Raw genomic sequence first — 25,642 nt, forward strand, 5'->3', positions numbered from 1 at the left:
TTGTGACTATTTTGCTTCTGATTTATTGGCATAACGGCTATTCCATTTTTCAAGAATTTTGCCACGATCTAATGCCGCTTGATCAAAGTCGATCGCAACTAAACGAGCTTCATAATCATCAGGGATATTTTCTAAGCGAGGCGCCACATTAGGTTCCCCTGTAATGGCAAAGTTTTTAGCATAAAGTTTCATGGCTTCAGTGCTAGATGCCCAATCTGCAAGCTTTTGGGCGGCTTCAAGATTATCTGTACCTTCCATAATGGCAAAAGCTTCAACATCCCAACCTAAGCCTTCTTCTGGGAAGATCAGATTAATGGGCGCTCCTCGCTTTTTATTAGAATGACCGCGATATTCAAAGGAGATTCCAATAGGATATTCTCCGGTTGCTGCCATATTGCAGGGTTTTGAGCCAGAGTGGGTATATTGAGAAACATTTTGATGTAAGCCATCCATATATTCCCAAGTCTCATTTTCACCAAACATACTCATCCAACCAATCACATTAAGATAACCCGTACCTGATGAGCTTGGATTAGGCATTACGATTTGATCTTTATAGATAGGATTTAATAGATCTTTCCATGTTTTAGGTTCTGGAAGGTTTTTCTTAGCGGCTTCCTCTGTATTGAAGCAAATAACGGCGCCTGTAACATCTAAGCCCCACCATCTTGGCGGTGTTTGTTGATCTTTGAATTTTGAATCAATTTTAGCAATATTGGAAGGTGCGTAAGGTTTAAGTAAACCTTCGGCATTTAAAACCCCAAGACCAGTAATTGCAACACCCCAAACAACATCGGCTTGTGGGTTATCTTTTTCTGCTAAAAGTTTAGCGGCAATAACGCCTGTAGAATCTCGGACGATACGTAGATCAATATCAGGATGCGCTTTATTAAACGCTCGTTGATACTCTTTAAGCTGGTCGACTTCAAATGCTGTATAAACCGTTAAAGTCTCTTTTGCAGCATTAGCATTAGTCAGTCCAAGTGATGCTAATAAGGCAAGTGATAACAGCTGTTTTTTACCAAGTTTCATATTAATCCTCATCAAAGTTGTGTTGGAAGATGAGAGAAGTATAAAAATTGTATGTGACGGTTTTATGACAATTGAAAATAAATTCAGGCCTCATTCTTTGAGGATAGATTTAATATAAGTTCAGCGAAGATTATTACTATAGTAAAATTGATTTAAGAGCCACTAAATCAGATTGCTAGTGCAAAGTATGAGAAGCGCAAGAGCCGTTAAAGGGCAAAATCACTCTGTTAATGGATTCTATCAATCGGTTTTATTAAGGATGACATAGTGGTTATGACTGCGAGTATGGAAGAGATATCTAGAGGCGTTTTTATCTTTAGGGAGAGATGAGATAGTCGCAGAAATACAATAATATTTGATCTTTGTTAAAGCGCAGATGGAAATTGCGCAATATATAAAAATCTCTCCTAGATCATGGCATAATAGGCAACGTTAAATGAAATACTTAAGATTAGCGCGGATCAAAACAATAAGAAGATGCTTGATCCTAATTTTAAGACCATCCAAGTTGTATATCTTCTAAAATGAGTTCAATTTTAGTAAAGTTGAAATTAAATTCTCAAGAGAGATATGTAACGCATTAATCAATTTGGAGTAAGGAATATTATAACCATGATGACAAAAGAGAAAGTTCAAGAGTTGATTCAAGCAGGTTTAAAGTGTGATTTCATCGAGATTAAAGGTGAAGATGGTGTTCACTTTGAAGGCATTGTTGTTAGCCCTGAATTTGAAGGTATCTCTATGCTTAAACAACATAAAATGGTTTATGCGACATTAGGCGATCGTCTTGAAACAGAAGAGATTCATGCGTTAGCACTGAAAACCTATACCCCAGCAGAATGGAGTAAATGATGGTTAGTAAAGAACGTTTATTAGTTGAGGGCAATGGTGCACTGAAAGGTTCCGTTCGTGCTAGTGGTGCTAAAAATGCAGTATTGCCAATTTTAGCAGCCACGATTTTAGCCAGTGAACCTGTGACTTTAAAAAATGTCCCTAAACTGCAAGATGTGATTGTTTTAAGCAAGATTTTAGAAGATCTAGGGGCTAAAGTTACAACGGAAGGCGATCGGGTAACGGTTGATCCTTCAGGTATTCATAAAACAAGAGCAAATCATGATCTTGTCAGCCAAATGCGAGCATCAATTTTAGTTTTAGGACCGATTTTAGCAAAATTTGGGGAAGCAGAAGTATCACTTCCTGGTGGCTGTAATATTGGGAGTCGTCCTGTTGATCAGCATCTTTTAGGGATGGAAGCATTAGGCGCTGATATTAAAATTGAAAATGGTTATGTTCACGCAACGGTGGGTAAGGGGCAAAAATTACAAGGCAATCATCATGCATTTGATGTGGTGACCGTAACGGGTGCTGAGAATGTCCTTATGGCTGCTGTATTAGCAAGCGGTGTAACAATTTTAGATAACTGCGCAAAAGAGCCAGAGGTGAGTGATTTAGCATTAATGCTTAATCAATTAGGCGCTAAAATTGAAGGGATTGGCACCGATCGCTTGACGATTACGGGGGTTGATAAACTCTCTGGTGGTGAATATAGTGTGATGCCGGATCGTATTGAGATTGGCACCTACATGGTTGCCGGCGCAATGACCTTTGGGGATATTGTGATTGAAGATTGTGTCCCTGAGCACCTTGAAGCGGTTTCTTATTCATTAAGACAAGCAGGTTGTCATGTGGATGTTACCGATCGTGAGATTCGCGTTTATCCAGATCTTGCTAAGCTTAAAGCACTTCGTATTAAAACGGCTCCATATCCACTTTTCGCAACGGATATGCAGGCGCAGTTTATGGCGATGGCGGCGATTTCAGAAGGATCATCGACTATTATGGAGACGATTTTTGAAAATCGCTTCATGCATGCTAACGAGCTTGTACGCATGGGGGCGGATATTAAGATCGATAATCGTATCGCTTTTATTGAAGGCGTTCCAAAGCTTTCAGGCGCAAGCGTGACAGCAACGGATCTTCGTGCATCAGCGGCGCTTATTTTAGCGGGATTGGTGGCAGATGGAACAACAACGATTGGCGCGCTTCATCATTTAGATCGCGGTTATGATTCCATTGAAGAGAAGCTCACAAATTTAGGGGCAAAAATTAAGCGTATTACCTTAGCGTAATTCTAAATTTATCGCTTAAATTTCATCACAAATCGCAAAAGCCCCTTATGATAATTGATAAGGGGCTTTTTTTGTTTTTTAAAATCAACCTTTAATCTAAATAATTAATATTTAATGAAAGAAAAAAGACTTCTACTGTTATAGAAGCCTTTTTATGTGGAGTCATTGTTTAGTAGGTTGATATCACAATGATTTCAATTTTGAGTTTTGATTTTACCTTTATTAGTTTTGGTAATGATCAATGATGTAATTGATGTGACGCAGGAAATCTTCTTTTGGCACACTTCCCATAACTCTAAAGTTAGGCATCTCTTTACCTTCTTGGTCAAAGAAGAGCATTGCCGGCGGACCAAAGATATTAAAGTGCTCTTGTAGGCGCTGATCTTGCGCGTCATTTTTAGTGACATCTGAGACTAATAGGTGCATCTCCGCCATTTTTGCCTTTACTTGTGGGTCGCTAAAGACATACTTTTCCATCTCCTTACAAGCAACACACCAATCGGCATTAAATTCGAGCATCGTAATTTTGCCACTGTTTTGAGCAAGCCCTTCATTTAATCCTGAAATCCCTTTAACTGGCATAAATGTTGCTGTTTCAATCACTCTTGTTGAATCATTAACGGATTGGACGCCAAAGAGTATGGTTCCTAATGCCAATGCTCCAAAGAAGAGACGAATTTTTCCTTGGCTCTCAATAATTGCAACAAGTAGCCAAATAAAGCTAGCAAAAGCAACAGCGGCATAGATCATCTGCTCCCAATATAGTGGGAGGGTTAAACCAATAAAGTATGCAGCTAGCCCTAAGAGCATAAATCCAAATAGAACTTTGATTTTATCCATCCAAGGCCCAACTTTTGGTAAAAGGTGCCCAGATGATGCGCCAAGAACAAGAAGCGGTACGCCCATCCCCATGCTCATACTAAAGAGGGCAGCTCCCCCTAAGAAGTAGTTTTGAGATTGTGCCACAAGCGTAATAATGCCTATTAATGGTGCGGTAACACAAGGGCCGACAATAAGTGCTGAGAGCATCCCCATAATCGCAGTTCCCCAATAGCTACTTTTCCCCGATTGTTTATTGCTAAGAATACTTAAACGAGATTGAATAAATGCCGGCATTTGAATCTGGTATAAGCCAAACATTCCAAGGGATAATAAGATAAAGAGTGAGCCAAAGCCAATAAGTGTATAAGCGTTTTGTAAAAAGCCCGCAAGCCCTTTTCCAAAGTAAGCCGCTAGAAGTCCGACGATTGTATAAACAAGTCCCATAGAGAGAACATAGACTAATGAGATCGTGAACCCTTTTTTAGGAGAAATCTGACCGCTACGCGTTAAAATTCCTGAAAGAATAGGAAGCATGGGTAAAACACATGGTGTGAAAGTTAAGAGTAATCCTAAGAAGAAAAAGAGAGGAATAGCTAAGTATTGATTATCAGCTAAATATTGTGAGAGACGATCATGCTCTGCAATAATCTCCGGCATTGCATCATTTGTACTAGGAGTACTGATTGCTAAAATGTCATTATCAGGATTAATAGCAGGATTAACCTTAACCTCTAGCTCGTAAGCTTGAGGTGCAAAGCAGTAACCACTTTTAGCGCAACCTTGGGCTTCAATTTCAAAATAGGCAGTATTGATATTATTGGCATTTTGAATCTGAAAAGGAATGATAAGTGAGGAATCATAGATCTCTTGGGCGCCAAAGAACTCATCTTCATGATCTTTACCCTTAGGAAGAATAATCTCTTCAAGCTCACCATTACTATTTTTAAGCGCAATAGAGATCTTATCTTTATAGAGATAGTAATCCGGATTGATATCCCACATTAGAATAAACTCGCCTTTTTCCGCATCTTCTACATGAATGGTGGGAATAAAGGCTTGCGTTGGGCGAAGAAGGGTCGAGGGATCTAATCCTATTGGCGTGGGGTTATTAAGCCCTTGGGATTGATTAAAAAGAGACTGTGCCAGAAGTGTTGGAGGTGCTAATGTTATTGTAACTAGTAATATTAGCGTCCAGATTGTTCGAGCGAACCTTTGTAGCATAAGTTATCCCTTTTAATTGTTTTCACAAGATCATCTAATTGATCGCATTATTATATAAAGATGAATAATAACAGATCATACCGATTTTTATAAATCTTAGCATTTGATAAGTCGGAAAAATTTAGAGCATCTTGGCATAATCTACAATAGTGGTCAATGCAGAATGTACGAATTAGCTGTAAGGAATTGTCAAAAAATAAGGATGCCGGCAATGGTTATTAATTGTACTGATTTTGGTTTGACAGATTTTAAAAAAAATCTATAATAGTCACATCTTCTGCGGGAATAGCTCAGTTGGTAGAGCACAACCTTGCCAAGGTTGGGGTCGCGAGTTCGAGTCTCGTTTCCCGCTCCAAGTTTTAAAAGCCTAACTTTTTAGTTAGGCTTTTTTTATTCCTTTATCTCTATATATTTCTAGAATTTCTAGACTCAAAGAGTATAAAGCCTTTCAAAGTAGGTCATTCCATATAAGGTAAAGAAAAAGCCACGAGTTTATCGTGGCTTTGGATACTGATTTTTATAATGCTTCTTTAGATTATTCTTTATCTAAAAAAGTGATCATCATTACTCTAAATCTTGATTATCATTAAAGTAGTTAGCCGCTTTATCTGCATCAAAACAGCCTTCCCATTTCGCGATCACTAATGCCGCAAGCGCATTTCCGACAACATTAAGAGCCGTTCTTGCCATATCTAAGATGCGATCAATCCCGATGATATAAGCCACACTTTCAAGCGGAATACCGACGGTACCAATGGTGGCAAGTAGTACTACAATAGAGACGCCAGGAACGCCAGCGATCCCTTTAGAAGTGAGCATTAAGGTGATTACTAAAATGATCTGATCAGTAATTGAGAGATCAACACCAGTAATTTGGGCAAGAAAGATTGCAGCAATACTTTGATAGAGCGTTGAGCCATCTAAGTTAAATGAGTAACCAATAGGAATCACAAAGCCTGTTACTCTTGAAGGTGCGCCGTAACGCTCCATTTTCTCCATAATTCGTGGGAGAACTGTTTCAGAACTGGCGGTGGTATACGCTAAAATTAACTCATCTTTTAGAATCTTCAGAAGCGTAAAGATATTAATGCCGCAGATAAATGCTACAAATCCTAGTACAACTAGGGCAAAGAAGATAATTGTGCCGTAAACTAAAAGTGCAAGTTTTAAAAGAGGATAGAGCGACTCATACCCAAAGTTTGCAACCGTTGTTGCTATGAGGGCAAAAACACCAATAGGCGCATAACGCATGATCATATTAGTGACCTTAAACATTGCGCCAGAAACACCCTGAAGCACTTGGATTACCGGCGTTTTTTGTGCAAGCGGCATTGAAGCTAATCCTAAACCAAAAAGCACAGAGAAGAAGATCACAGCAAGCATACTATTATTGTTAGACATTGCCGCAAAAACATTACTTGGGAAAATGGAGAGTAGTGTTGTTACAAAAGGGCTTCTGCTAGCATCAGACATCTCTTCAATCGTATGGCTATAACTTGAGATATCAGATTCAACGAGGGAGTTAATATCAAGCCCGCTTCCAGGTTGGAAGATATTCGCCGAAATAATTCCTACAATAATGGCAACGGTTGTGATGATTTCAAAATAGACAATCGTTTTTAAGCCCATTTTCCCAAGTTCTCGGGTATTTTCACCGCCGGCGATACCTACCGTTAAGGTGGAGATAACAATCGGTACCACGATCATTTTTATCATGATGATAAGGATTTGCCCTGCAGGGTAGAAAATATTATTGATAATCCATGTCTTAGACTCATGATCATGTAAAATGATACCGGCAACGATTCCAAGCGCTAAAGCGATCAGTATTTGAAAGCCGAGATTGGGCATTTTAAATCGTTTATGAGTTCGAACTGCGATAGTATCAGTCAAAATAACCTCCTAAATGCATTTTAGTTGATAGATAATTTCTAAGACCAGAGGATTTACGAGAGGTTGTTTTCTATATAGCAAAGGCTCGAGAACTGCAGGGTAAATCACGGTGTTTTAGAATATCTTTTAGTATAAAAGTGCAATATATTATATTAGTTTGCAGATAATTGCTAAATATAATTGGCATTGGTTGAGCAAGATAGGTATCTTTTAACAATGCCTAATTGATTTTAGTTTTTAATGGTTTTACTGTTTATCTATAAAAAGGCCTTATTTTTTAATGAGTTAAGTTATTTTGATGAATCTATGTTGTACTAACATTACTCACTTTATAAACTTAGTTGACAACCTTATAAAAAGCGCTATAATTCATCTCCTATTGCGGGAATAGCTCAGTTGGTAGAGCACAACCTTGCCAAGGTTGGGGTCGCGAGTTCGAGTCTCGTTTCCCGCTCCAAATTTTAAAAGTCTAACTTTTTAGTTAGGCTTTTTTGTGATTACTCATTATTGACAATGAGTATTTCAATGCTCCATTAAGACAGCGCTTAGATATTTGTTTTGAATATTGAGATTTGAGCTTGTTAACTCTGAATAAGTAAGCGACCTATAGGAGCGATGATCTGTTTTTAACCAATTGCTAAATAAACTTTGCTTATATGATTTTATTCGCTATAATTTATTTCCTGTTGCGGGAATAGCTCAGTTGGTAGAGCACAACCTTGCCAAGGTTGGGGTCGCGAGTTCGAGTCTCGTTTCCCGCTCCAAAATTTTAAAAGCTCAGTAATGAATCATTACTGAGCTTTTTTTATTGCTGAAATTACGTGTCAGCAGTTTTAAGCCTTTTTCAGTTCGTGCCAGAATTTAATGCGTAATAGCTATAAAATCGGTTTAAAAGGGGTGCATCAAATTGCCGATTCATCAGTTATGAAAAGCGCAAGTATGTTTCTATCCGGCATCATGTCAGAGTTTGATTCACGCTATACAGTTTTACTTTTAAAATAGTGTTTCTTAAACTAACTACGCGATTTTTTAAGGTATTGATGTTCCATCAATAGCAGGTTCACTTGACCATGTAGGGTATGGGTTTCCTCTTTTGTAAGAGATTCATTATTACTAGCCTTGATAGCTAGCGTCTCTATCTCACTATCAAAGTGGCTAAAAAGAAAATTTAATATACTGATTAAAACTTCCCCATGACAATGTTTCGGTTTGCAATAACAGCCAAGAACTTTATCTTTCAACGTTAAAAATGTCAGCATAAAGGCTGTATTTTGCATCAGCTTATCTTTAATATAGGGTTCATATTTGGCAATGGCTGCCTCACGGTTTTGATCGTTACGATAATAGGGGTTGCCATAAAGCCCCTTTTGTCCATAACGATTTCCTCGCCCTATATAGATATCAAATGCTTCCTCGCGAAGATTTACAAATTGTGTCTGTGTTACAGATTGTCCCATGTTCTAATTAAAAGTCCTTAATATAAATATTTATAGCAAGATCGGTTTAAAAGAGACTGAATCAGCAGATTGCTGGCGCATCGGTTACGAGAAACTCAAGAACGATTCTATTGGTATCATCCCAGTGAGCTTGTGAGTTTGATTTAGATGTTGCATTGTTTTGATTTTAAAATAATGTCTCTTAAACCGAGTCAACTATATGTTGATAAGCCTTATTAAATAACGCTACTAGCCGCAGCGCCGACTGCAGATGCTAAGGCTAATGCATCTTTTACACTCATAAAAGCTTGTGGATCTTTGCAATCTTGTAAAACAACAGCGCCTTCTTCAAACATTAAGAGCTCATTTGTGGCAAATTGATGCCAATTTTCATTAGAGGTTAAAGGCAGCGTTGCAATAACAGCGACACGATCTTTCGGAGTTGTTACGGCGGCAAAGTCGATATTGACATCATCATCGAGTAAGGTTGCCTCACCAAAAGGGGCTTGGCGTATGATGTAGTGTAATAGAGTACTAGAATGGGCAATCATCCATTCTCCATTACTAAGTATAAAGTTAAAGATTCCCGCTTCTCTAATTTTTTCAGTCAATTGCTGAATTTCTCTAAAAATCTCTTCCTTTGTCGGTTTATGATTAAATCGCTGTCTAAGATGCTCTAGGATATAACAAAAAGCCTGTTCAGAATCTGTTGTACCGACAGGGCGATAATATTGCCCTTGGCTCTCTTTAAAAAGTGTTTTAGGATCATTTAAATGCCCATTATGAGCAAAGAGCCAATATTCACCCCACAGCTCACGCATAAAGGGATGAGTATTGGCAAGGGATACATGTCCTTGGGTTGCTTTACGAATGTGGGAAATCACATTTTTAGATTTGATTTGATATGCTTTTACAAGGTCTGCAACAGGAGAAGAGGCGCAAGGGCGATCATCTTGATAAATTCGAATTCCTTTACCTTCAAAGAAAGCGATACCAAAACCATCTACATGAATATCAGTTTCACCACCACGTCGACGAAAGCCTTCAAAGGAGAAGACAATATCGGTGGGGGTATTACAATTCATTCCTAATAATTGACACATGATAGAGGTTTCCTCTTATTTTTTATAATGATAAGTGCTTTTTTAATATTATTAAGATTACCATGTTTAAAGGCTAATAACTTACTATAAGCGCTATTGTTCAGCAGTATAGAGAATAACGCATAAAGTAGAATCAGGTTTTTTTATATTTGCGCTATAAAAGGGAATCTAAGCGGTGGTGTTATCTAAAATATTTTTAAGGGGATTAATTAAGGGTATTAGCAGATGGTTAGTATTTGGTCACTAATGGCGTTGACAGAATAAGAAATCGGTCTATAATAGCCTACATCTTCTGCGGGAATAGCTCAGTTGGTAGAGCACAACCTTGCCAAGGTTGGGGTCGCGAGTTCGAGTCTCGTTTCCCGCTCCAAATTTTAAAAGCCGAACTTTAATCAGTTCGGCTTTTTTGCGTATTGAGTTTGTGGGTCTCATAAGTTATTGGGGCTTTAAAAGATAAAGCGCTATGAGTCGCAGATTTTCACGATATAATGCTCACAACATAAAGATAAGAGAAAAGTCATGAGTGATAAAGAGTTAACGCTTGAAGCACAAGTTAAGGATTTAGCATCAAGAGTCATGGAGCTTGAAAGTCGAGAAGCCTTTCATGAATATACGGTAGAAAATCTCAACCAGACGATTATTCGTCAACAAGAGATGCTTGATCGCTTAGTAAGAGTTTCGCAGCAATTGATTGATAAAGTCAAAGAGATGCCAAGCAGTGAAGAGAAAGCTTGGAGTGCTGATGAAGAAGTACCGCCGCACTATTAATACTTAGAAGTGTCTTAAGGTCTTTAACGCTGAAATCTTGCAAAATTTTAATGAAAAGTGATAAACACCATTTCACTACTTAAGGTTACTTAAAGCGATAATCTATAGTGATTCACTTTCAACGCTTCATATAGATTGATCTGATTGAAGCATCAATTAGGGAATAAAGAGAAATTCTTACAATACCGTTAGGTATTACGATAATAGATAGAAATAACGAATGGATATTAAAAATGAAATTGCGCAGCTAGAAGCGCTACTACCTTTTACCCAAACTCGAAATAGTCATTATTTAACGAGGGAGCTAAGAGGCTTAAAGCGTGAATCAACACCTAGCGTTGAAGCGGTAGAGCGTTTAAAAGAAAAGATTGTTACTTCAGCTGCGATGACAGATGAGATTCGCTCAAATTTTCCGGCATTAAATTATCAAGAGGATCTCCCGATCTATCAAGCGCGAGAAGAGGTAATTGCGGCGCTTAAAAATCATCAGGTATTGATTATCTGTGGAGAGACAGGTTCTGGGAAAACAACGCAGCTTGCCAAGTTTTGTCTTGAGATAGGGTTAGGTTCTCGGGGCTTAATTGGGCATACGCAGCCTCGCCGTTTAGCTGCTCGTTCAGTTGCTGAGCGTATTGCCGAAGAGTTAGAGACACCTCTTGGGGACTTTGTTGGTTATAAAATGCGGTTTAATGATAAGACCGATGAGAAAACTGTCTTAAAGTTGATGACAGATGGCATATTGTTAACGGAACTAACCCATGATCGTTTTTTAAATCAATATGAAGTCATTATTATTGATGAGGCACATGAGCGTAGTTTAAATATCGACTTTTTACTGGGTATCTTAAAGAATATTTTACCAAGACGACCGGATCTTAAGTTGATTATCACCTCGGCAACCATTGATCCTGAGAAGTTTTCTAATTATTTTGGTGGGCGAGAAAAAGCGCCGATCATTGAAGTCTCAGGCAGAACTTATCCGGTTGAGATTCGTTATCGTGATCTGCATTTAGATGAAGAGAATGACCCTATTGAGATAGAAGAGGGGATCATTCAAGCTGTTCAAGAATTGCAGCTAGAAAAAGAGGGCGATATCTTAGTCTTCTTACCAGGTGAGCGAGAAATTTTAGAAACTGCCGATCTTTTGCGTAAAGAGTTTAGAGGATATGAGGTTTTACCGCTCTTTTCTCGTTTAAGCCAAGCAGAGCAGAATAAGATCTTTTCCCCGAAAGGACCAAAGCGGATTGTACTAGCTACTAACGTTGCCGAAACATCTATTACAGTCCCTAGAATAAGATATGTGATTGATACGGGTGTTGCGCGTATTAGTCGCTATAGTGCGCGCTCTCGCTTGCAGAGCTTACTAATTGAGCCTATTTCACAAGCTGCGGCGAATCAGCGTTCAGGGCGTTGTGGGCGCGTGGCAGAAGGAATCGCTATTCGCCTTTATAGTGAGGAAGATTTTAATAATCGCTCAGAGTTTTTAGATCCTGAGATATTAAGAACGCATCTTGCCTCAGTAATTTTGCAGATGGGGCACTTAAAGCTAGGGAATCCTGAGTATTTCCCCTTTATTGAAATGCCGGAAATGCGCCAAATCCGTGAAGGATTTCAGACATTAAAAGAGCTAAAAGCCGTCCGAGATAATGGCGCTTTAACACCATTAGGAAAAACGCTAGCGCAAATTCCAATCGATCCAAAATTTGGTGCTATGATGATTCATGGTGCGCAAAATGGTGTGGGTCATGAATTATTGGTATTAGTAGCAGGGCTTTCAATACAAGACCCAAGAGAAAGGCCGCTTGAATATCAGCAACAAGCAGATGAGAAACATCGTATTTTTAAAGCCACAAATTCTGATTTTATCGCGCTACTTAATCTTTGGGCGTGGTATCAAAGCAAGGCAAAAGAAGAGAGTCAAAACCAAATGCGCAAAGAGAGTCGTGCGCATTTTTTAAATTTCATGCGTATGCGGGAATGGTTTGATCTCTACCAGCAATTAAAATCGGTGTATCAAAAAATTAAATTAACACTTAATCCCTTTCCGCCTAGTGATCCTACTAATCAACCACCGGGATTTAAAGAGGGTGCTTATTGTTTTCCTAGGTTTAGTCAAGATCAGATTCATCAGTCTATTTTAGTGGGGATTTTAGATCAGATTGGCGAGCTAGGTGAAGATAAGCTCTACAGCGGTGGAAATGGGCGAAAATTTAGAATATTTCCAGGATCCACGCTCTTTAGAAAACCACCTAAATGGATGATGGCATTAGAGATTGTGGAAACAAGCCAAGTCTATGCGCGTTTAAATGCCGCGATTAACCCTGAGTGGGTGGAAGTTTTAGGTAGTCACCTTCTTAAAAAAGAGTACACAGAACCACACTGGAGTAAGCAGCAAGGACAGGCAGCTGCTCATGAAACGGTGAAAATTTTTAATTTAGCTATCATTAAAAATCGTATTGTCTCTTTTGGTAGCATTAAGCCTGATATCTCCCGTGAATTGATGATTCGTGAAGGATTAGTCGAGGGCGATATTCAAACAAGAGCGCATTTTTATAGAGAAAATCAGAAGACTATTTTACAAGTTGCCGAAATGGAAGAGAAAACACGGCGACGAGATATTTTAATAGAAGAGTGGAAGTTATTTGAATGGTATAACGCAAGATTGCCGCAAAATATTTATTCTGTAGCGACTTTAGAAAAGTGGTGTAAGAATCGTCAAAACAATGATTCTTTAATCTTTACGCAAGAGGATATCTTGGAAAATGATGATGCACTTAATCTAGAAGAATTTCCGACAACGGTAAGTTTTGGGCAGTTAAAGCTCAATGCGGTATATCTGTTTGACCCTGCTTCCATGCAAGATGGCATGACATTGATGGTACCTTTAGCGGCGCTGAATCTCTTAGAGAAAACTCGCTTAGATTGGCTTGTTTCAGGATTATTAGAAGAGAAGATTACAGAGATTATGCGTTCACTTCCAAGAGCGCTTCGCCGTCATTTTGTGCCGCTACCTGATGTGGCGAAAGAGATGGTAGAAAAGCTCACTTTTGGGGAAGGGAATCTCTATTTTCAAATCGCTGATTTTTTAACAAAGCGTGCCGGCGTTAAGATAGAACCCCATTTCTTTAATGAAGAGGCGCTTGATAAGCACCTTCGAATGAATATTAGGGTAATCGATACAGGTGGTAAAACAATTGCTGAAGGAAGAGATCTTACGGCGCTTACTCAGCAATTGCGTGGTCAGGCTGAAAATGCGTTTCAAAAATTAGCCGATAGCTTTGGTAAAGCGCAAAAACCTGCTTCTAAAAAAGTAAAAGGGCAAGAAAAAGGGCAAGAAAAAGGATCGGCTCATGCCTCAAAATCCTCCTTTAATTCACAAGATGACCTCTCTTTAGGATCAAAAGAAACAATGCTTAATACACCTTTATCACTTGAAGATTGGCAAGTCGATAGTGAGGTTCGTTTTATGCGTAATGGTATTGAGCTTAAAGGCTATCCTGCTTTGATTGTGACAGATGGGCAGCCCGTTACTTTACGAGCGCAGCTTTTTGATAGACCGCACGTTGCTAGTGATAAACATTTAAATAGTTTGGTACTTTTAACCTTAAAGATGCTCCATGAGCAGGTAAAATACCTTAAAAAGCAATGGCCCCAATTTGGGAAGTTGCGATTATTATTTAAGCAAGTTGGTAATGAAACATTGCTGCAAGAAGATCTAATGCGGGCAATTATTAAAGATGCACTTTTAACGCAAGAGTTGCCGCAAAATGCGAAAAGCTTTGCTAAAATTTTAGAAAAAATGCGCAAAGAAATTGTCTCTGATGCAACAAAGTTGAGTAATTTAATCGTCGAGATTTTTGAGCAGTTTAAGGTGGTTAGAGAGTCTTTAAATGATCTGCATCCTATGAATAGAGCTGTTGCTGAGAAGCGAATTAAACATGCTTTAGATCGTTTGATTTATGCAGACTTTATTACAGATACGCCAAGAGAGTGGCGAGAGGAGCTACCTCGATTTTTAGAAGCAATCAAGCTTCGAGTCGAGAGATTTCCGCAAAATATGAATCGAGATAATGCGCAAAATGCAGTCATTGAAATGCATTGGCAGCAATATGAGAAGGCGAAAGCATTTTTCACGAAGCGAGAAGAGAAGCTCTCATTGGTGGAGGAGTATCGTTGGATGATTGAAGAGATGGCAGTCTCTTTCTTCTCTCAACCAATGAAAACAAGAATTACTGTCTCAGAAAAACGTTTAAACAAAACATGGGAAGAGATAGATCTATTGATCAAAAATAGTAGTTATCAGTAATTATCTTCATTAGTCTCTTATTTCCGCTTGATTTAAAAACGCTTAGAATTCTAAGCGTTTTTAGTTTTATTGCGCGCTATCTCTCCCGTTATTACAGGCTTTAAAGAGGGAAAGATTTTCTGCTGTAAGGAGAATCTCATAGTAAGTGGAATAGTATTGATTGTTTTGAAGTTTAAATTCCCCTCTCACTTACTAAAAATAGCGATAGTGGTGATTGTCGAAAGGTAATTATAAAGGGTAGAGGAGTTTGTAAAAAGCATCAGAAAATAAATAAGAGCGACAGAGTTTATTTTGTGTTTTATCAATAGAATGAATGGGTTAATATTTTTTGAGTTTCCTTGTTAGGAAAGAGGGGTATTTTTTAATTAGAAAGAGTGCTCACATATTCTGCAAAACTGTAAATAATCTTGAAAAAATATTAAAAAGGCGTATGATATGCCTTCCCATCGCCCTGTTGGTTCATAATTTGAGATTATGACATAAGTGTACTTGACACTTATTTGAGATTCGGTCGATGTTATTTTTGGCCGAATGTTCAAGCGCATTCCCCTACAATACAATAAAAAGGAATTCCATTTTTTAATGGAGTCAATATACCTATGTCTAAATTTTCAGATTTAAATTTAAATCCTATTCTTTTGACCGCTGTCGAAAAAATGGGTTATGACACAGCAACTGAAGTGCAAACTAAAGTTATTCCAATGGCAATGGGCGGACAAGATGTCATGGTTTCAAGCCAAACAGGAAGTGGTAAAACAGCCGCTTTCTTGCTGCCAATCCTCCATCAAATCATGGCAGAAAAAGACCTACCAGCATCTGATACTAATGAGGAAGAGAAAGGGCAGAAAAAAGGCCGAGGACGAGGTCGTAATCAGCGTTACTCAATGCCAGAACCACAAGCAATTGTGATGTGTCCAACACGTGAGCTTGCTTTGCAAGTTGCTGGTGAAGCAATTCAATTAAAGGGAAGTCATCGTAATTTCAGAGTAGCAACAGTTGTAGGTGGAATGCCTTATGGTCGTCAAATTCGCGAATTACAAAATGTTACACTTTTAGTAGCAACGCCAGGACGTTTAATTGACCTTTATAAACAAAGAGAAATTAGTTTTGATAAGGTAAGTTTCTTTATTGCCGATGAAGCGGATAGAATGCTCGATATGGGATTCTCAGAAGATCTTGAGACGCTCCATAAAAGCTGTATCAATAATCGTCAAACATTAATGTTCTCAGCAACATTCCCGCCAAAAGTAATGCACTTAGCAGAAGGAATGATGCATCATCCTATTCGTGTGGAAATTTCACCGAAAGATACGATTAACAAAAACATTACGCAAATTCTACATTGGGCAGATGGGCGTGAGCATCAGAAAAAAATGCTTCTTCATTGGCTTGAAAATGCAGAGATTGACCAAGCAGTTGTCTTTGTGCCAACGCAGCTTGATACAGAAGAGATTGCAGAAGAGTTACGTGATAAAGGGCTTTCTGTAGATTATCTTCACGGTGGAATGCAGCAACGAGTGAGAAACCGTTGTTTAGATAATTTACGTCGTGGTAAAACAAAGATCTTAGTAGCAACAGATGTTGCTGCTCGTGGGATTGATGTGGAAACAATTACCCATGTCTTTAACTTTGGTGTGCCGCGTCAACCTGAAGATTATGTTCATCGTATTGGTCGCACAGGTCGTGCGGGACGTGAGGGGATTGCTGTAACATTTGTCCACTTTAAAGATAAGCGTTTACTTGATGCGGTTGAAAACTTTATTCAGCTTGAGATCAAAGCGAGTATTATTGATGGTTTAGAGCCAAAAAGAGAACCTGTACGCAGTGCGCCTAAAGGTCGTGGTCGTGGCCGCGGTAATGGCGGTCGTCCGGGTAGTCAAGCTCGTGGAAGAGGTCGTTCAGATGGACGTAGAAGTAGCGGCCGTAATGAGCGTGAAGCAGGTGCTGGTCGTCGTGATGATCGCCGTGAAGGGGATCGTAAAGAAGGTGGACGTTCAGAACGTGCAGGTACAGAGCGTCGTGAAGATCGTGGACAACAAGAGCGCCAAGCACGCCCTGCAAGACGCGAACAGCGTCCGGCTGCAAATCGTAGTGAAGGTCGTCCAAGTCGCCGCGCAAGCCGTTAAGAATTATCTGTAATAAGATTGTTAAGAAAGAGTGGTCTTTACCACTCTTTTTTGTTATTTATTTGTTTAAATATTCGCTAATCAATAGTAATATTTCATGAATCTAGTAATATCTTTTTAAACTCTTGTATATTTTATACTATGCATGTTTAAATCAAATAATGAGGTTAAATACGTCATGCCACAACAGCAATGGCACTCATTAGAAGCGCTATATACCATAACTTCTAATGAGGGGAAAAGGCTATTAACAAAGTTACACGCTCTGTTAACAATAGAATCATTAACGCAAGGATTAGAAGCATTAGATCCGCAATTTAACGTAAATCTACTCTCTTTAAAAGAGAGTGACGATTACTATAGCGAGATACTGATAAAGCCTAGAAAACTATGCCGCAAAGTCTTTTTAGAACTTTCAGGCGAGGCGATGATTTATGCAGAGAGTCTTTGTGATCTTGAGGCAAAAGCGTGCTGTGAGTATTTAAATTGCGGCACAACTTCATTAGGGCGCAGATTGTTTAGTGGAAATACTTTAGAACGATCGGAATTTAGTTATGCAATTTTTAAGGTACAGGCTTTGCCCATGGTTATTCAAAAGCGCCTTCAGCCCTCAAGCGAAATAATTTGTGCAAGGAGATCGCACTTCATTTTAGAAGAAGCGCCGTTGCTCATCACAGAGTGGTACCTTCCTGCGCTTTTGTTAAAAGGGGAATATTGATTCCCCAATAGATTGCTAATGGGGTTAAGGAAGATCCTTAAAATAAATTTATAAGCGTTTAAATTAGATCATCAATGAAGATTTGAGTGGCTTGATAATTTTGAAATAAGTTTGTAAAAAATCACAATGTTACTATTGTTTTTATTATCTATCGTATATAAGTGTAAATACGATATAACGAGTAGCATTTATTAAGTATTTTGATGATAATTATATATAGTACATTATTGGAGGAAGTGGTATGACATTACGACTTATGAGAATTTTTAGGTCAGTAGCAGAGCATAAAAGTTTTAGTCGCGCAGCTGAAGAGCTTGATATTACAAGACCTGCGGTGAGCCAAGCAATTACACAATTAGAAGAATATTTATCTGTTAAATTATTTAATAGAACCACAAGACGGGTAGATTTAACACCAGAAGGTGAACTCTATTATCATCATGCAGTTGATATTTTGGAACGAATGGGGGCAATGGAAGATCAATTGCAAAAACCACTTGAAGGTCCTGCAGGGCGTGTAAGAGTGGTAGCATCACCCTCTGTAGCTAGAAGCTATCTCCTTCCTCATGTTGTTAATTTTCAAAAAGCTTACCCCCATATTGAAATCTTAATTGAAACTCAGAGTAATAATTTAATCAGTTTTAATGAATCTGCGATTGATTTTGCGCTTCATGTCGGTGATAACTACCCACAAGATTTGGAGTCACAAGTATTAGCGGATGTACATTTTGTCTGCTGTGCCTCTCCTGAGTATATTGCAGAATATGGAGAGCCAAAGACATTAGATGACTTAGAAAAACATAAGGCTGTTAATTATTTTTCTGTCAATACAGGTAGAACTAACCCTTGGGGATTTATTCATAAGGAAGGGATTAGACATGTTCGTATGAATCATGATATTGCCGTGACGGATGCTGATTCTGCGGTGGCTTATACTTTAGCCGGGAAAGGAATCTCTGTTTTTGCACTATTTTTAGCAGATGAATATCTTCAATCTGGAAAACTTGTACAGATTTTAAAGGATTACCCAATTGCAAGTCGCCCTTTAAGACTTTTAAATATTCCTAATAAAGCGATGAGCCAACGCTTAAAACTCTTTTATGATTGGTTAACCAAGATTGATAAAAAACCAGATGTAAAAAATTACGCTACCATAAGATAGGGCAGCGTAATTGATATCAATATAATTGATCAGCACTCCAATAATAGGGCCTAGTTTTTATAATTAGGCTCTTTTTTTGTTGCCGCAAAATCAGCAGCTGCTGTAAAGAGTACATCTGTTGAGGAGTTTAAGGCGGTTTCTGTAGAATCTTGAATAACGCCTACGACATAACCAATTAAAACCAGTTGCATCGCAATATCATTATCGATATTAAAGAGCGCACAAGCTAGTGGAATAAGTAGTAAAGAGCCGCCAGCAACACCTGAAGCGCCACAAGCACCAATTGTTGCAAAAACACTTAAAAGTAGGGCTGATAAGAAATCAACCTCAATCCCAAGGGTATTCACCGCAGCCAATGTAAATACGGTAATGGTCACTGCAGCGCCCGCCATATTAATGGTTGCGCCTAGTGGAATGGAGACCGCATAGATCTCTTCTCTAACTCCCAATTTACGACTAAGCTCGATATTGACAGGAATATTAGCCGCTGAACTTCGGGTAAAAAAGGCTGTCATGCCGCTTTCTCTAATGCACTTAAATACTAATGGATAAGGATTTTTGCGTATCATCATGTAAACAAGCGCAGGATTGACAATAAGGGCTACTACCGCCATTGCAATTAATAAAACAACGACAAGTTGTAAGTAAGCTTTTATTCCCTCAAAACCGGTTTCAGCAATTGTGATGGAGACAACACCAAAAACACCGAGAGGCGCTATAAGAATAATTTTTTTAATAACATTGGTCACAAGTTTTGCTAAATCTTGAAATAGATCCCGCGTTGATTGATTGGTCGTTCTTAAAGTAAAGCCAAAAAGTGCTCCCCAAGAGATTAAACCAATATAGTTAGCTGTTACTAATGCATTAACCGGGTTATCTACCATATTCATAAATAGTGTATGGAGTACTTCTTTAATATCCGCAGGACCTCGAGCTTCTGCGCTACCAACATCTAAAGGAACGGTAATAGGATAGATAAAGCTAATGGTAACAGCCACTAATGCTGCAAAGAAGGTGCCGCAAAGATAGAGTAGAATAATTTTCTGCATGGTCCCACCACTATCTTGTTTTTGATAGTTAGAGATCGCAGCAATAATCAAAATAAAGATTAAAACAGGGGCGATTGCCTTTAAAGCACCGACAAAGAAATCACCCATAATGCCAACGGATTGCGCGACACCAATAGGGAAGAGAAAGCCAACAATAACCCCAAGGATAAGACCGATAAGAATTTGTTGTACGAGACTAAAGCAATTGATAAATTTAAATAATGCACTCATGTATGACTGTCCTATGATACTAATACAGTCTGAGAATAGCGTAAGATCTTGAGAGTAACAAGATGTTAACTAAATATATTGTCTTTTAACCAACGCTCGACAATAATTGCCGCTGAAATTGCATCTAATGTTGCTTTTTTTCCTTTTTGTGAAGGCTTTAAATACTGCTCACTTTGCGATGAGCTATAAGACTCATCAACCTCATAAACTGCCAGCCCATATCTTCCGTGAAGCCTATTCATAAATTTGCGAATGATTTTGATATGCTCGGTTTCTGTCCCATCTTGCGTGTACGGGATACCAACAATAAATGCATCGGGCTGCCAGTCATCTAGTAGTTTTTGAATCGCATTCCAATCGGGTTGATTATTGGTAACTTTAAGAATAGAAATAGGCTGCGCAGTCTCTGTAAGAAGATTGCCGACAGCCACGCCTAAATTCTTAGTACCAAAATCAAACCCTAATACGATTTCTAAGGTTTGATCGCTCTTATATTGCCCTAATGTGGGAGTTTTTCTATTCATGCTCTAATTAAGTTCTGTGACAAAATCATGATAGGATTGTTTGGGAAAAGGCAAGGGAGTTTTATCAGGATAGCCATACCAAAACATCCCTTCAATAACCTCCTCTTGAGGGTTAATCCCAAAAATAGCGTAGACTTCCTTCTTAAAGAGAAGAGAGCCTGTTGACCATTTACTACCAATTCCATCTTCTGTTAATGATTGCATCATAATATATAATGCAATGCTAAGTGTTGCGTAATCTTCATGAGCGGTTTTTTCATCTTCTTGAACCTTCCGCGTGGCTAATACCCAACCTGGAATTGCTCGCCAGCGGTTTAATTTCTTTTCTGCTGTTTGTGGATCACGAGAAGAGAACTCTTTTTCTGCATATTGTAAAAATTGTGTTTTACTCTTTTCTCCTAGAAGATAGAAGCGGCAAGGTTGAGTATGATGATGGTTAGGAGCAAAAACAGAGAGTTTCAACGCTTTTTCAATTAATTCATACGGCACAGCATCTGGTTTAAAATGATGGATCGTACGGCGATTTTGAATAAGTTGGGTGACTTGACTCATTGAAGGATCCTTTTTAATTGGTCAAATAGATTATTAGAAATATTGGGTGCTTTCATCATACCATTAATGATTGCCGTGACTTCTGTTTGAAGAGGATTAGGCAGTCTTGCAAGTTTAGTGAAAGGCGTAATTAATCTTGCCGCAGTCACAGAGTTAATCGCATCAATTATCAGTATCTCATTGGCAATCCATTGATAAAGTGGAGTGCCTATTTTGGCAAGGGCATAACGATTACGGCCAATTGCACCAACAATAGCTCTTGCTCTGTTAGGGTTTTGACGATTAAAGCCTGGGTGATTGACAATTTTATCTAGCGTTTCCATTGTTAAATGAGGATTACGTTCTTGTAAGCCAAACCAACGATCTATCAGTGTCGAGTAATCCTGATACTTTTCATAGTAGTCTTGAATCATCGCCTCTTTTTGAGGAATATCTTGCCACACAGCGTATTTTAAAGCCCAGCTAATATCTGTCATATTGGTAGCTGTTTTATATTGTTCTGTGATTAACGCTTGGCATTCTGGCAGGAAAGAGAGGAACTGTAGCGCAATATTTTTAATTGCTCGTGAATCCACATGATCATCTTGAAAATCATGATAGAGTTTTAACCACTCTTCTTTGAAGCGAGTTGCAATATGCGTCTCAATTTTTTCGCGAGTATGGCGAAGAGAGAGGATATTTTCAGTCTCCATTAAACCAAGATAGTAGCCATCATCTGCAAAGGTTAATAATAGCGCACAAAATGCCGGATCTTGATATGCAAATTCAAAAAGTGGCTCAAACGCATCGGCAATTAGATGGGCCATTTGAGTTTTTGATAATTCTTGAGAAAAGACAACTTTAATGACAAGGTTTTGTAACGCTTCCCATTTAGCAAAATAGTCTGTTTCATAAGCAATCAGGGTTTTAAGCTCAGCTAATGAATAATCATAATCTAAAACAACCGGTGCGGAAAAGTCACGAAGTAATGAGATGACTGGTAATTCTTCAATATTATGAAAAACCAAGCATTGCTCATGCGTGGTAAGGGTAAAGGTCTCTTCTAGTAATATCTCCCCTTTTTGTGAAAATAGGGCATATTTCACAGGGATAGGCATAGGGTTTTGTAATGCCTTAGAAATAGGATCATAAAGAGACTGTTTAAGAGAGAGTCTGAGCTCTTTTTTATCGGCATCATAATGCGTTGCTGCTTTTAAGATAGGGGTTCCGCGCTGGCTATACCATAAGGGGAAGCTATCAAATAGACGAGGATTTTCAGACTTCATTGCCTGATAAAAGTCATCTACTGTCGCTGCCATCCCATCAAATTCTTTAATATAGCGCTGAAAGCCTTTGTCAAATCCCTCTTTACCTAAAATGGTTTGATAAAGGCGAATAATCTCAGCCCCTTTTTCATAAGTGGTTGTGGTGTAGATATTTTCAATAGAGCCCACAGCATCAGGTCTCACTGCATGAGATAAAGGGCCTTGATCGTAAGGAAATTGGTAAGTTCTTAAAAAGTTCACATCTTCAATTCGGCGAATACCAGGATGCTGCTCTTGGGAGATAAACTCTTGCTCTCTAAAAACCGTTAATCCCTCTTTTAAAGAGAGATTAAACCAATCTTGGCAAGTAATACGATTACCTGTCCAGTTGTGAAAATATTCATGTCCCACAACTGCTTCTACAAAGTTAAACTCATTATCCGTTGCCGTTTCTGGTGTTGCAAGAATGCAGCTAGTATTGAAAAGATTAAGTCCTTTATTCTCCATAGCGCCGCTATTAAAGTCATCAACTGCTACAAGGTTATAATAATCTAAATCACACACAAGATTAAAGCGCTCTTCATCCCATTTCATTGCTTTTTTTAATGAATCTAACGAAAATTGGCAACGATGGATATCTTTTTTATCTGCATATACTCGCAATCTTACAGGTTTACCATCCGGGCGGATATGAGTATCTTCAATATACTCAAGATCTCCGGCAACAATGGCAAAGAGATAGGTCGGTTTAAAGAAGGGGTCTTCCCAAATTGCGTAATGTGCTGTTTGGCTATATTCCCCCTCTTCAATTAAGTTGCCGTTAGAGAGAAGGACGGGATATTTCTTATCAGCAATTAATTTAACGCGATAATTTGTCATAACATCAGGGCGATCAAAGAAATAGGTAATATTTCTAAAGCCCTGGGGTTCACAATCACTAAAAAACATCTCATTTGAGAGATAGATGCCACTAAGCGCGGTATTACTGCTAGGGTCGATAGTGTTAATAATCTCAATCACATTATTTTTTTGAGATAAAATTAAAACTAGATGATTGTTATCAAAGATATATTCACTAGGATCTAAGGGTTTTTCATCAATGAAGATCTGTGTTAAGACAAGTTCGTTTGAGCCGTGAAGCTTAATTTCAAAAGGTGCTTGGCAGGTATCATTAAATTGAAGTTCAAATTTACCGGCAATTTGTGTTTGTGTTGGATCTAATGTGATCGTTAATTCGTAATTGTGGACTTTAAAGTGCGGCGCTTGATAATCAGAGCGGTAAATTTGATGGTCATTTTTATAAGAAAATGGCATGGCTATCCCTAACTGTTATGATGGCTATTATTGTTGTGTTGAACACTTTACGAAGTGTACCATTTTCCCTGTATCTGTAGGTAAACTTTGGCATAAAATGTATAAAATTACTGAACCTTTATGATGCAAAAAAGAGTGCAGAGCACTCTTTTATAGTTGATTTGGTTAAGAGAAATTATCTTATAGTCGATTTGGTTTAAGAATAGCTGTTTTCAAAGTAAAACAGTACAGCTTGTGAATCAAGCCCACTTGCACAATACCGGATAGAACCATTCTTACGCTTCTTATAACTGATGCGCCAGTAATCTGATTCAGTGACTTTTAAACCGATTTTATAGCTATTACGCATTAAATTCCGATATGAACCGAAAAAGGCTTAAAACTGCTGGCACGTAATTTCAAAAAACATGCAAGCATTCGACCCAGTTGCTCATCAACCTATTTTAGGAGGATGACTTACTAATAAATTTCGACTTCTGATTTTATTTGAAAATCACTATACTATAGAATAATATTGCTATTTGAAATAGAACTATTGTTTGTTAAAGACAATGCTATCAATTGCAGCTTGAGCAGCTTTTTGATCTTTAGTGGTACCAATACAGATCGTTGTAATGGTCTGTTCTACTGCAATTTTACAATGTTCAAAGTAGGGCTGGCCATTATCTTTTGTTTCTGCAATATAGGTGATTTGTGTATCACTCCCTTTAACAGGTGAGACTTTAAAATCAACAATCTCATTAATGGCTTCCATCTGCTCATTCATGACTTCTTCAAATTCTTTGAGCGTAATAACGATTCCTTCAGGTAGATCTAGACTAACAGCATAGAGAAGATCTTTGGAGATATCGCCATTTTCAGCTTGCAGTAAGGTGATACTCTCTACCGGCGTGCCTTCAAGGCGGCTCGCTGTGATGACATCTCTTTTGTCCATAACATCTTGATAGTCAGAGTTTATATCCATGGAAAATAGTTGATTTGTCGGCTCTACTTTTTTAACAGATTCGCCACATGCTGCAATAATCACAGCGGCGCCTAAAATGATAGAAGCTTTAAAAAATTTATGCATATGTTTACACCCTGATTGGAATCAATGAACAAATTCGATCCGTGGTACATTTGATCGATATTTGGTTGTATAAATTTACTATTAAAAAATGATTTTAACATAACTCTAGTAGAGGGTTAAGTTTTGATTTTCTTGATAGATAAGGGTTTATTGATCGAAAAGAGTAATGAGGACTGCTGCGTAAATACCTCTAGATCTCCAGTAGTAAAGAGATAAAGCTCAGTACTAGGCGTTTTTTTACTGTGATTAACGCTTGTATCTGAAAAAGAGTAAGAAAGGCGGTTGTAGCATTCTTGAACAATAGCAGGTGCAGGATCAATAATAGTGACAGATGCCGGCAAAAGATGGTCTAGTGCCGGCGCTAGAAAGGGGAAATGAGTACAACCTAATACAAGTTGATCAATAGGGTATTCTTGAAAAACCTGAAGAGTTGGTGCTAATACGGTTAAATTAGATGAGGGGGTAATCTTTTGTGTCTCTACAAGGTCAACCCAAGAAGTACCAATAATCTTATGGACTTGACAGTTTTGGGCATAATGCGAGATCAGATTTTTAAGGCGAGCGCTATTGAGAGTTGATTGTGTCGCAGCAACTGCGATATGGCCTGTTTGGGTTGCTAGTGCTGCAGGTTTTATCGCAGGCTCTGTCCCAATAATTGGGAGCATGGGGTATTGGGTTCGTAATTTAGAGGCACTTACAGCTGTTGCGGTATTACAGGCAATTACTAAAGCATCGATATGCTTTGTTAGTAAAAAATCCGTAAGCGTTAACATTCTTTGATGAATGTATTCATCTGTTTTTAATCCATAAGGAAGATGACCAGAATCTGCAATATAATAAAATTCAATATCTTGATCGGTAGGTGCCTGTAGGAATGCATTTAGAATTGAAAAACCACCAATACCGGAATCAATTAGACCAATGCGTAGCATTAAATCTCCCT

19 protein-coding genes and 4 tRNA genes are annotated in these 25,642 nt (G+C 38.4%); 11 read left to right on the plus strand and 12 right to left on the minus strand.

What is annotated here, in order from left to right; all coding sequences use genetic code 11:
• Positions 1-6: 6 nt before the first annotated feature.
• A complete protein-coding gene (locus MMG00_RS04290; RefSeq protein WP_242151899.1) occupies positions 7-1,032 on the minus strand; it encodes a putative 2-aminoethylphosphonate ABC transporter substrate-binding protein in 1,026 nt (341 codons plus the stop codon).
• A 612-nt stretch (positions 1,033-1,644) separates the two neighbouring features.
• On the opposite strand from MMG00_RS04290, the gene MMG00_RS04295 reads away from it, so the two are divergent.
• Both MMG00_RS04295 and murA read left to right on the plus strand, forming a co-directional pair.
• The gene (locus MMG00_RS04295) at positions 1,645-1,884 is read left to right on the plus strand and encodes a BolA family protein (protein ID WP_242151903.1); all 240 of its coding nucleotides are present in this window, start codon (positions 1,645-1,647) and stop codon (positions 1,882-1,884) included.
• A complete protein-coding gene (gene murA / locus MMG00_RS04300; protein ID WP_242153293.1) occupies positions 1,884-3,161 on the plus strand; it encodes a UDP-N-acetylglucosamine 1-carboxyvinyltransferase in 1,278 nt (425 codons plus the stop codon). The genes MMG00_RS04295 and murA overlap by 1 nt, the downstream gene beginning before the upstream one ends.
• A gap of 222 nt (positions 3,162-3,383) precedes the next feature.
• On the opposite strand, the gene dsbD is transcribed toward murA, so the two are convergent.
• The gene (gene dsbD, locus MMG00_RS04305; RefSeq protein WP_242151906.1) at positions 3,384-5,204 is read right to left on the minus strand and encodes a protein-disulfide reductase DsbD; all 1,821 of its coding nucleotides are present in this window, start codon (positions 5,202-5,204) and stop codon (positions 3,384-3,386) included.
• Between the two features lie 279 nt (positions 5,205-5,483).
• On the opposite strand from dsbD, the gene MMG00_RS04310 reads away from it, so the two are divergent.
• Positions 5,484-5,559 (plus strand) — tRNA-Gly (locus MMG00_RS04310).
• Between the two features lie 209 nt (positions 5,560-5,768).
• Here MMG00_RS04310 and gltP read toward each other — a convergent pair.
• Complete coding sequence (gltP, locus tag MMG00_RS04315) at positions 5,769-7,055, minus strand: glutamate/aspartate:proton symporter GltP (protein WP_242153296.1); 1,287 nt, start codon at positions 7,053-7,055, stop codon at positions 5,769-5,771.
• A gap of 423 nt (positions 7,056-7,478) precedes the next feature.
• On the opposite strand from gltP, the gene MMG00_RS04320 reads away from it, so the two are divergent.
• A tRNA-Gly gene (locus MMG00_RS04320) sits at positions 7,479-7,554 on the plus strand.
• A gap of 231 nt (positions 7,555-7,785) precedes the next feature.
• A tRNA-Gly gene (locus MMG00_RS04325) sits at positions 7,786-7,861 on the plus strand.
• Positions 7,862-8,110: 249 nt separating this feature from the next.
• Here the strand turns inward: MMG00_RS04325 and MMG00_RS04330 are convergent.
• Together MMG00_RS04330 and MMG00_RS04335 are read right to left on the minus strand one after the other, a co-directional pair.
• Positions 8,111-8,554: a DUF4326 domain-containing protein gene (locus MMG00_RS04330; RefSeq protein WP_242151909.1), complete on the minus strand. Its 444-nt coding sequence runs from the start codon at positions 8,552-8,554 to the stop codon at positions 8,111-8,113.
• Between the two features lie 215 nt (positions 8,555-8,769).
• Positions 8,770-9,636, minus strand: coding sequence for a class II glutamine amidotransferase (locus MMG00_RS04335; RefSeq protein ID WP_242151911.1), 867 nt, complete (start codon positions 9,634-9,636; stop codon positions 8,770-8,772).
• Positions 9,637-9,930: 294 nt separating this feature from the next.
• On the opposite strand from MMG00_RS04335, the gene MMG00_RS04340 reads away from it, so the two are divergent.
• From MMG00_RS04340 to MMG00_RS04365, 6 genes are all read left to right on the plus strand, one after another.
• Positions 9,931-10,006: transfer RNA gene (locus MMG00_RS04340), tRNA-Gly, on the plus strand.
• Between the two features lie 149 nt (positions 10,007-10,155).
• On the plus strand, positions 10,156-10,404 hold the full coding sequence (locus tag MMG00_RS04345) for a SlyX family protein (RefSeq protein ID WP_242151914.1): 249 nt from the start codon (positions 10,156-10,158) through the stop codon (positions 10,402-10,404).
• A gap of 220 nt (positions 10,405-10,624) precedes the next feature.
• Positions 10,625-14,710 carry an ATP-dependent RNA helicase HrpA gene (hrpA, locus tag MMG00_RS04350; protein WP_242151916.1) on the plus strand — a complete coding sequence of 1,362 codons (4,086 nt, stop codon included), beginning with the start codon at positions 10,625-10,627 and terminating at the stop codon, positions 14,708-14,710.
• A 599-nt stretch (positions 14,711-15,309) separates the two neighbouring features.
• Positions 15,310-16,836: a DEAD/DEAH box helicase gene (locus MMG00_RS04355; protein ID WP_242151918.1), complete on the plus strand. Its 1,527-nt coding sequence runs from the start codon at positions 15,310-15,312 to the stop codon at positions 16,834-16,836.
• 178 nt (positions 16,837-17,014) lie between these two features.
• Positions 17,015-17,554 (plus strand): chorismate--pyruvate lyase family protein, encoded by a 540-nt coding sequence (locus MMG00_RS04360; protein WP_242151923.1) that lies wholly within the window; start codon positions 17,015-17,017, stop codon positions 17,552-17,554.
• Between the two features lie 241 nt (positions 17,555-17,795).
• Positions 17,796-18,716, plus strand: coding sequence for a LysR family transcriptional regulator (locus tag MMG00_RS04365; RefSeq protein ID WP_242151925.1), 921 nt, complete (start codon positions 17,796-17,798; stop codon positions 18,714-18,716).
• Positions 18,717-18,766: 50 nt separating this feature from the next.
• On the opposite strand, the gene sstT is transcribed toward MMG00_RS04365, so the two are convergent.
• From sstT to murI, 7 genes are all read right to left on the minus strand, one after another.
• Entirely contained in the window at positions 18,767-19,996 is a 1,230-nt protein-coding gene (gene sstT, locus MMG00_RS04370) for a serine/threonine transporter SstT (protein WP_242151929.1), read from the minus strand.
• A 65-nt stretch (positions 19,997-20,061) separates the two neighbouring features.
• Positions 20,062-20,520: a Holliday junction resolvase RuvX gene (gene ruvX / locus MMG00_RS04375; RefSeq protein WP_242151932.1), complete on the minus strand. Its 459-nt coding sequence runs from the start codon at positions 20,518-20,520 to the stop codon at positions 20,062-20,064.
• A gap of 3 nt (positions 20,521-20,523) precedes the next feature.
• Positions 20,524-21,072, minus strand: a complete 549-nt coding sequence (locus MMG00_RS04380; RefSeq protein ID WP_242151936.1) for a nitroreductase family protein — start codon at positions 21,070-21,072, stop codon at positions 20,524-20,526.
• Complete coding sequence (gene pepN / locus MMG00_RS04385; protein ID WP_242151939.1) at positions 21,069-23,630, minus strand: aminopeptidase N; 2,562 nt, start codon at positions 23,628-23,630, stop codon at positions 21,069-21,071. The genes MMG00_RS04380 and pepN overlap by 4 nt, the downstream gene beginning before the upstream one ends.
• Before the next feature lie 196 nt (positions 23,631-23,826).
• Positions 23,827-23,979 (minus strand): hypothetical protein, encoded by a 153-nt coding sequence (locus tag MMG00_RS04390; RefSeq protein WP_242151942.1) that lies wholly within the window; start codon positions 23,977-23,979, stop codon positions 23,827-23,829.
• Positions 23,980-24,162: 183 nt separating this feature from the next.
• Positions 24,163-24,699 carry a hypothetical protein gene (locus tag MMG00_RS04395; RefSeq protein WP_242151945.1) on the minus strand — a complete coding sequence of 179 codons (537 nt, stop codon included), beginning with the start codon at positions 24,697-24,699 and terminating at the stop codon, positions 24,163-24,165.
• Between the two features lie 116 nt (positions 24,700-24,815).
• Entirely contained in the window at positions 24,816-25,631 is an 816-nt protein-coding gene (murI, locus tag MMG00_RS04400; protein WP_242151949.1) for a glutamate racemase, read from the minus strand.
• Positions 25,632-25,642: the final 11 nt, after the last annotated feature.

It is taken from the genome of Ignatzschineria rhizosphaerae, from assembly GCF_022655595.1.
Lineage (GTDB): Bacteria > Pseudomonadota > Gammaproteobacteria > Cardiobacteriales > Wohlfahrtiimonadaceae > Ignatzschineria > Ignatzschineria rhizosphaerae.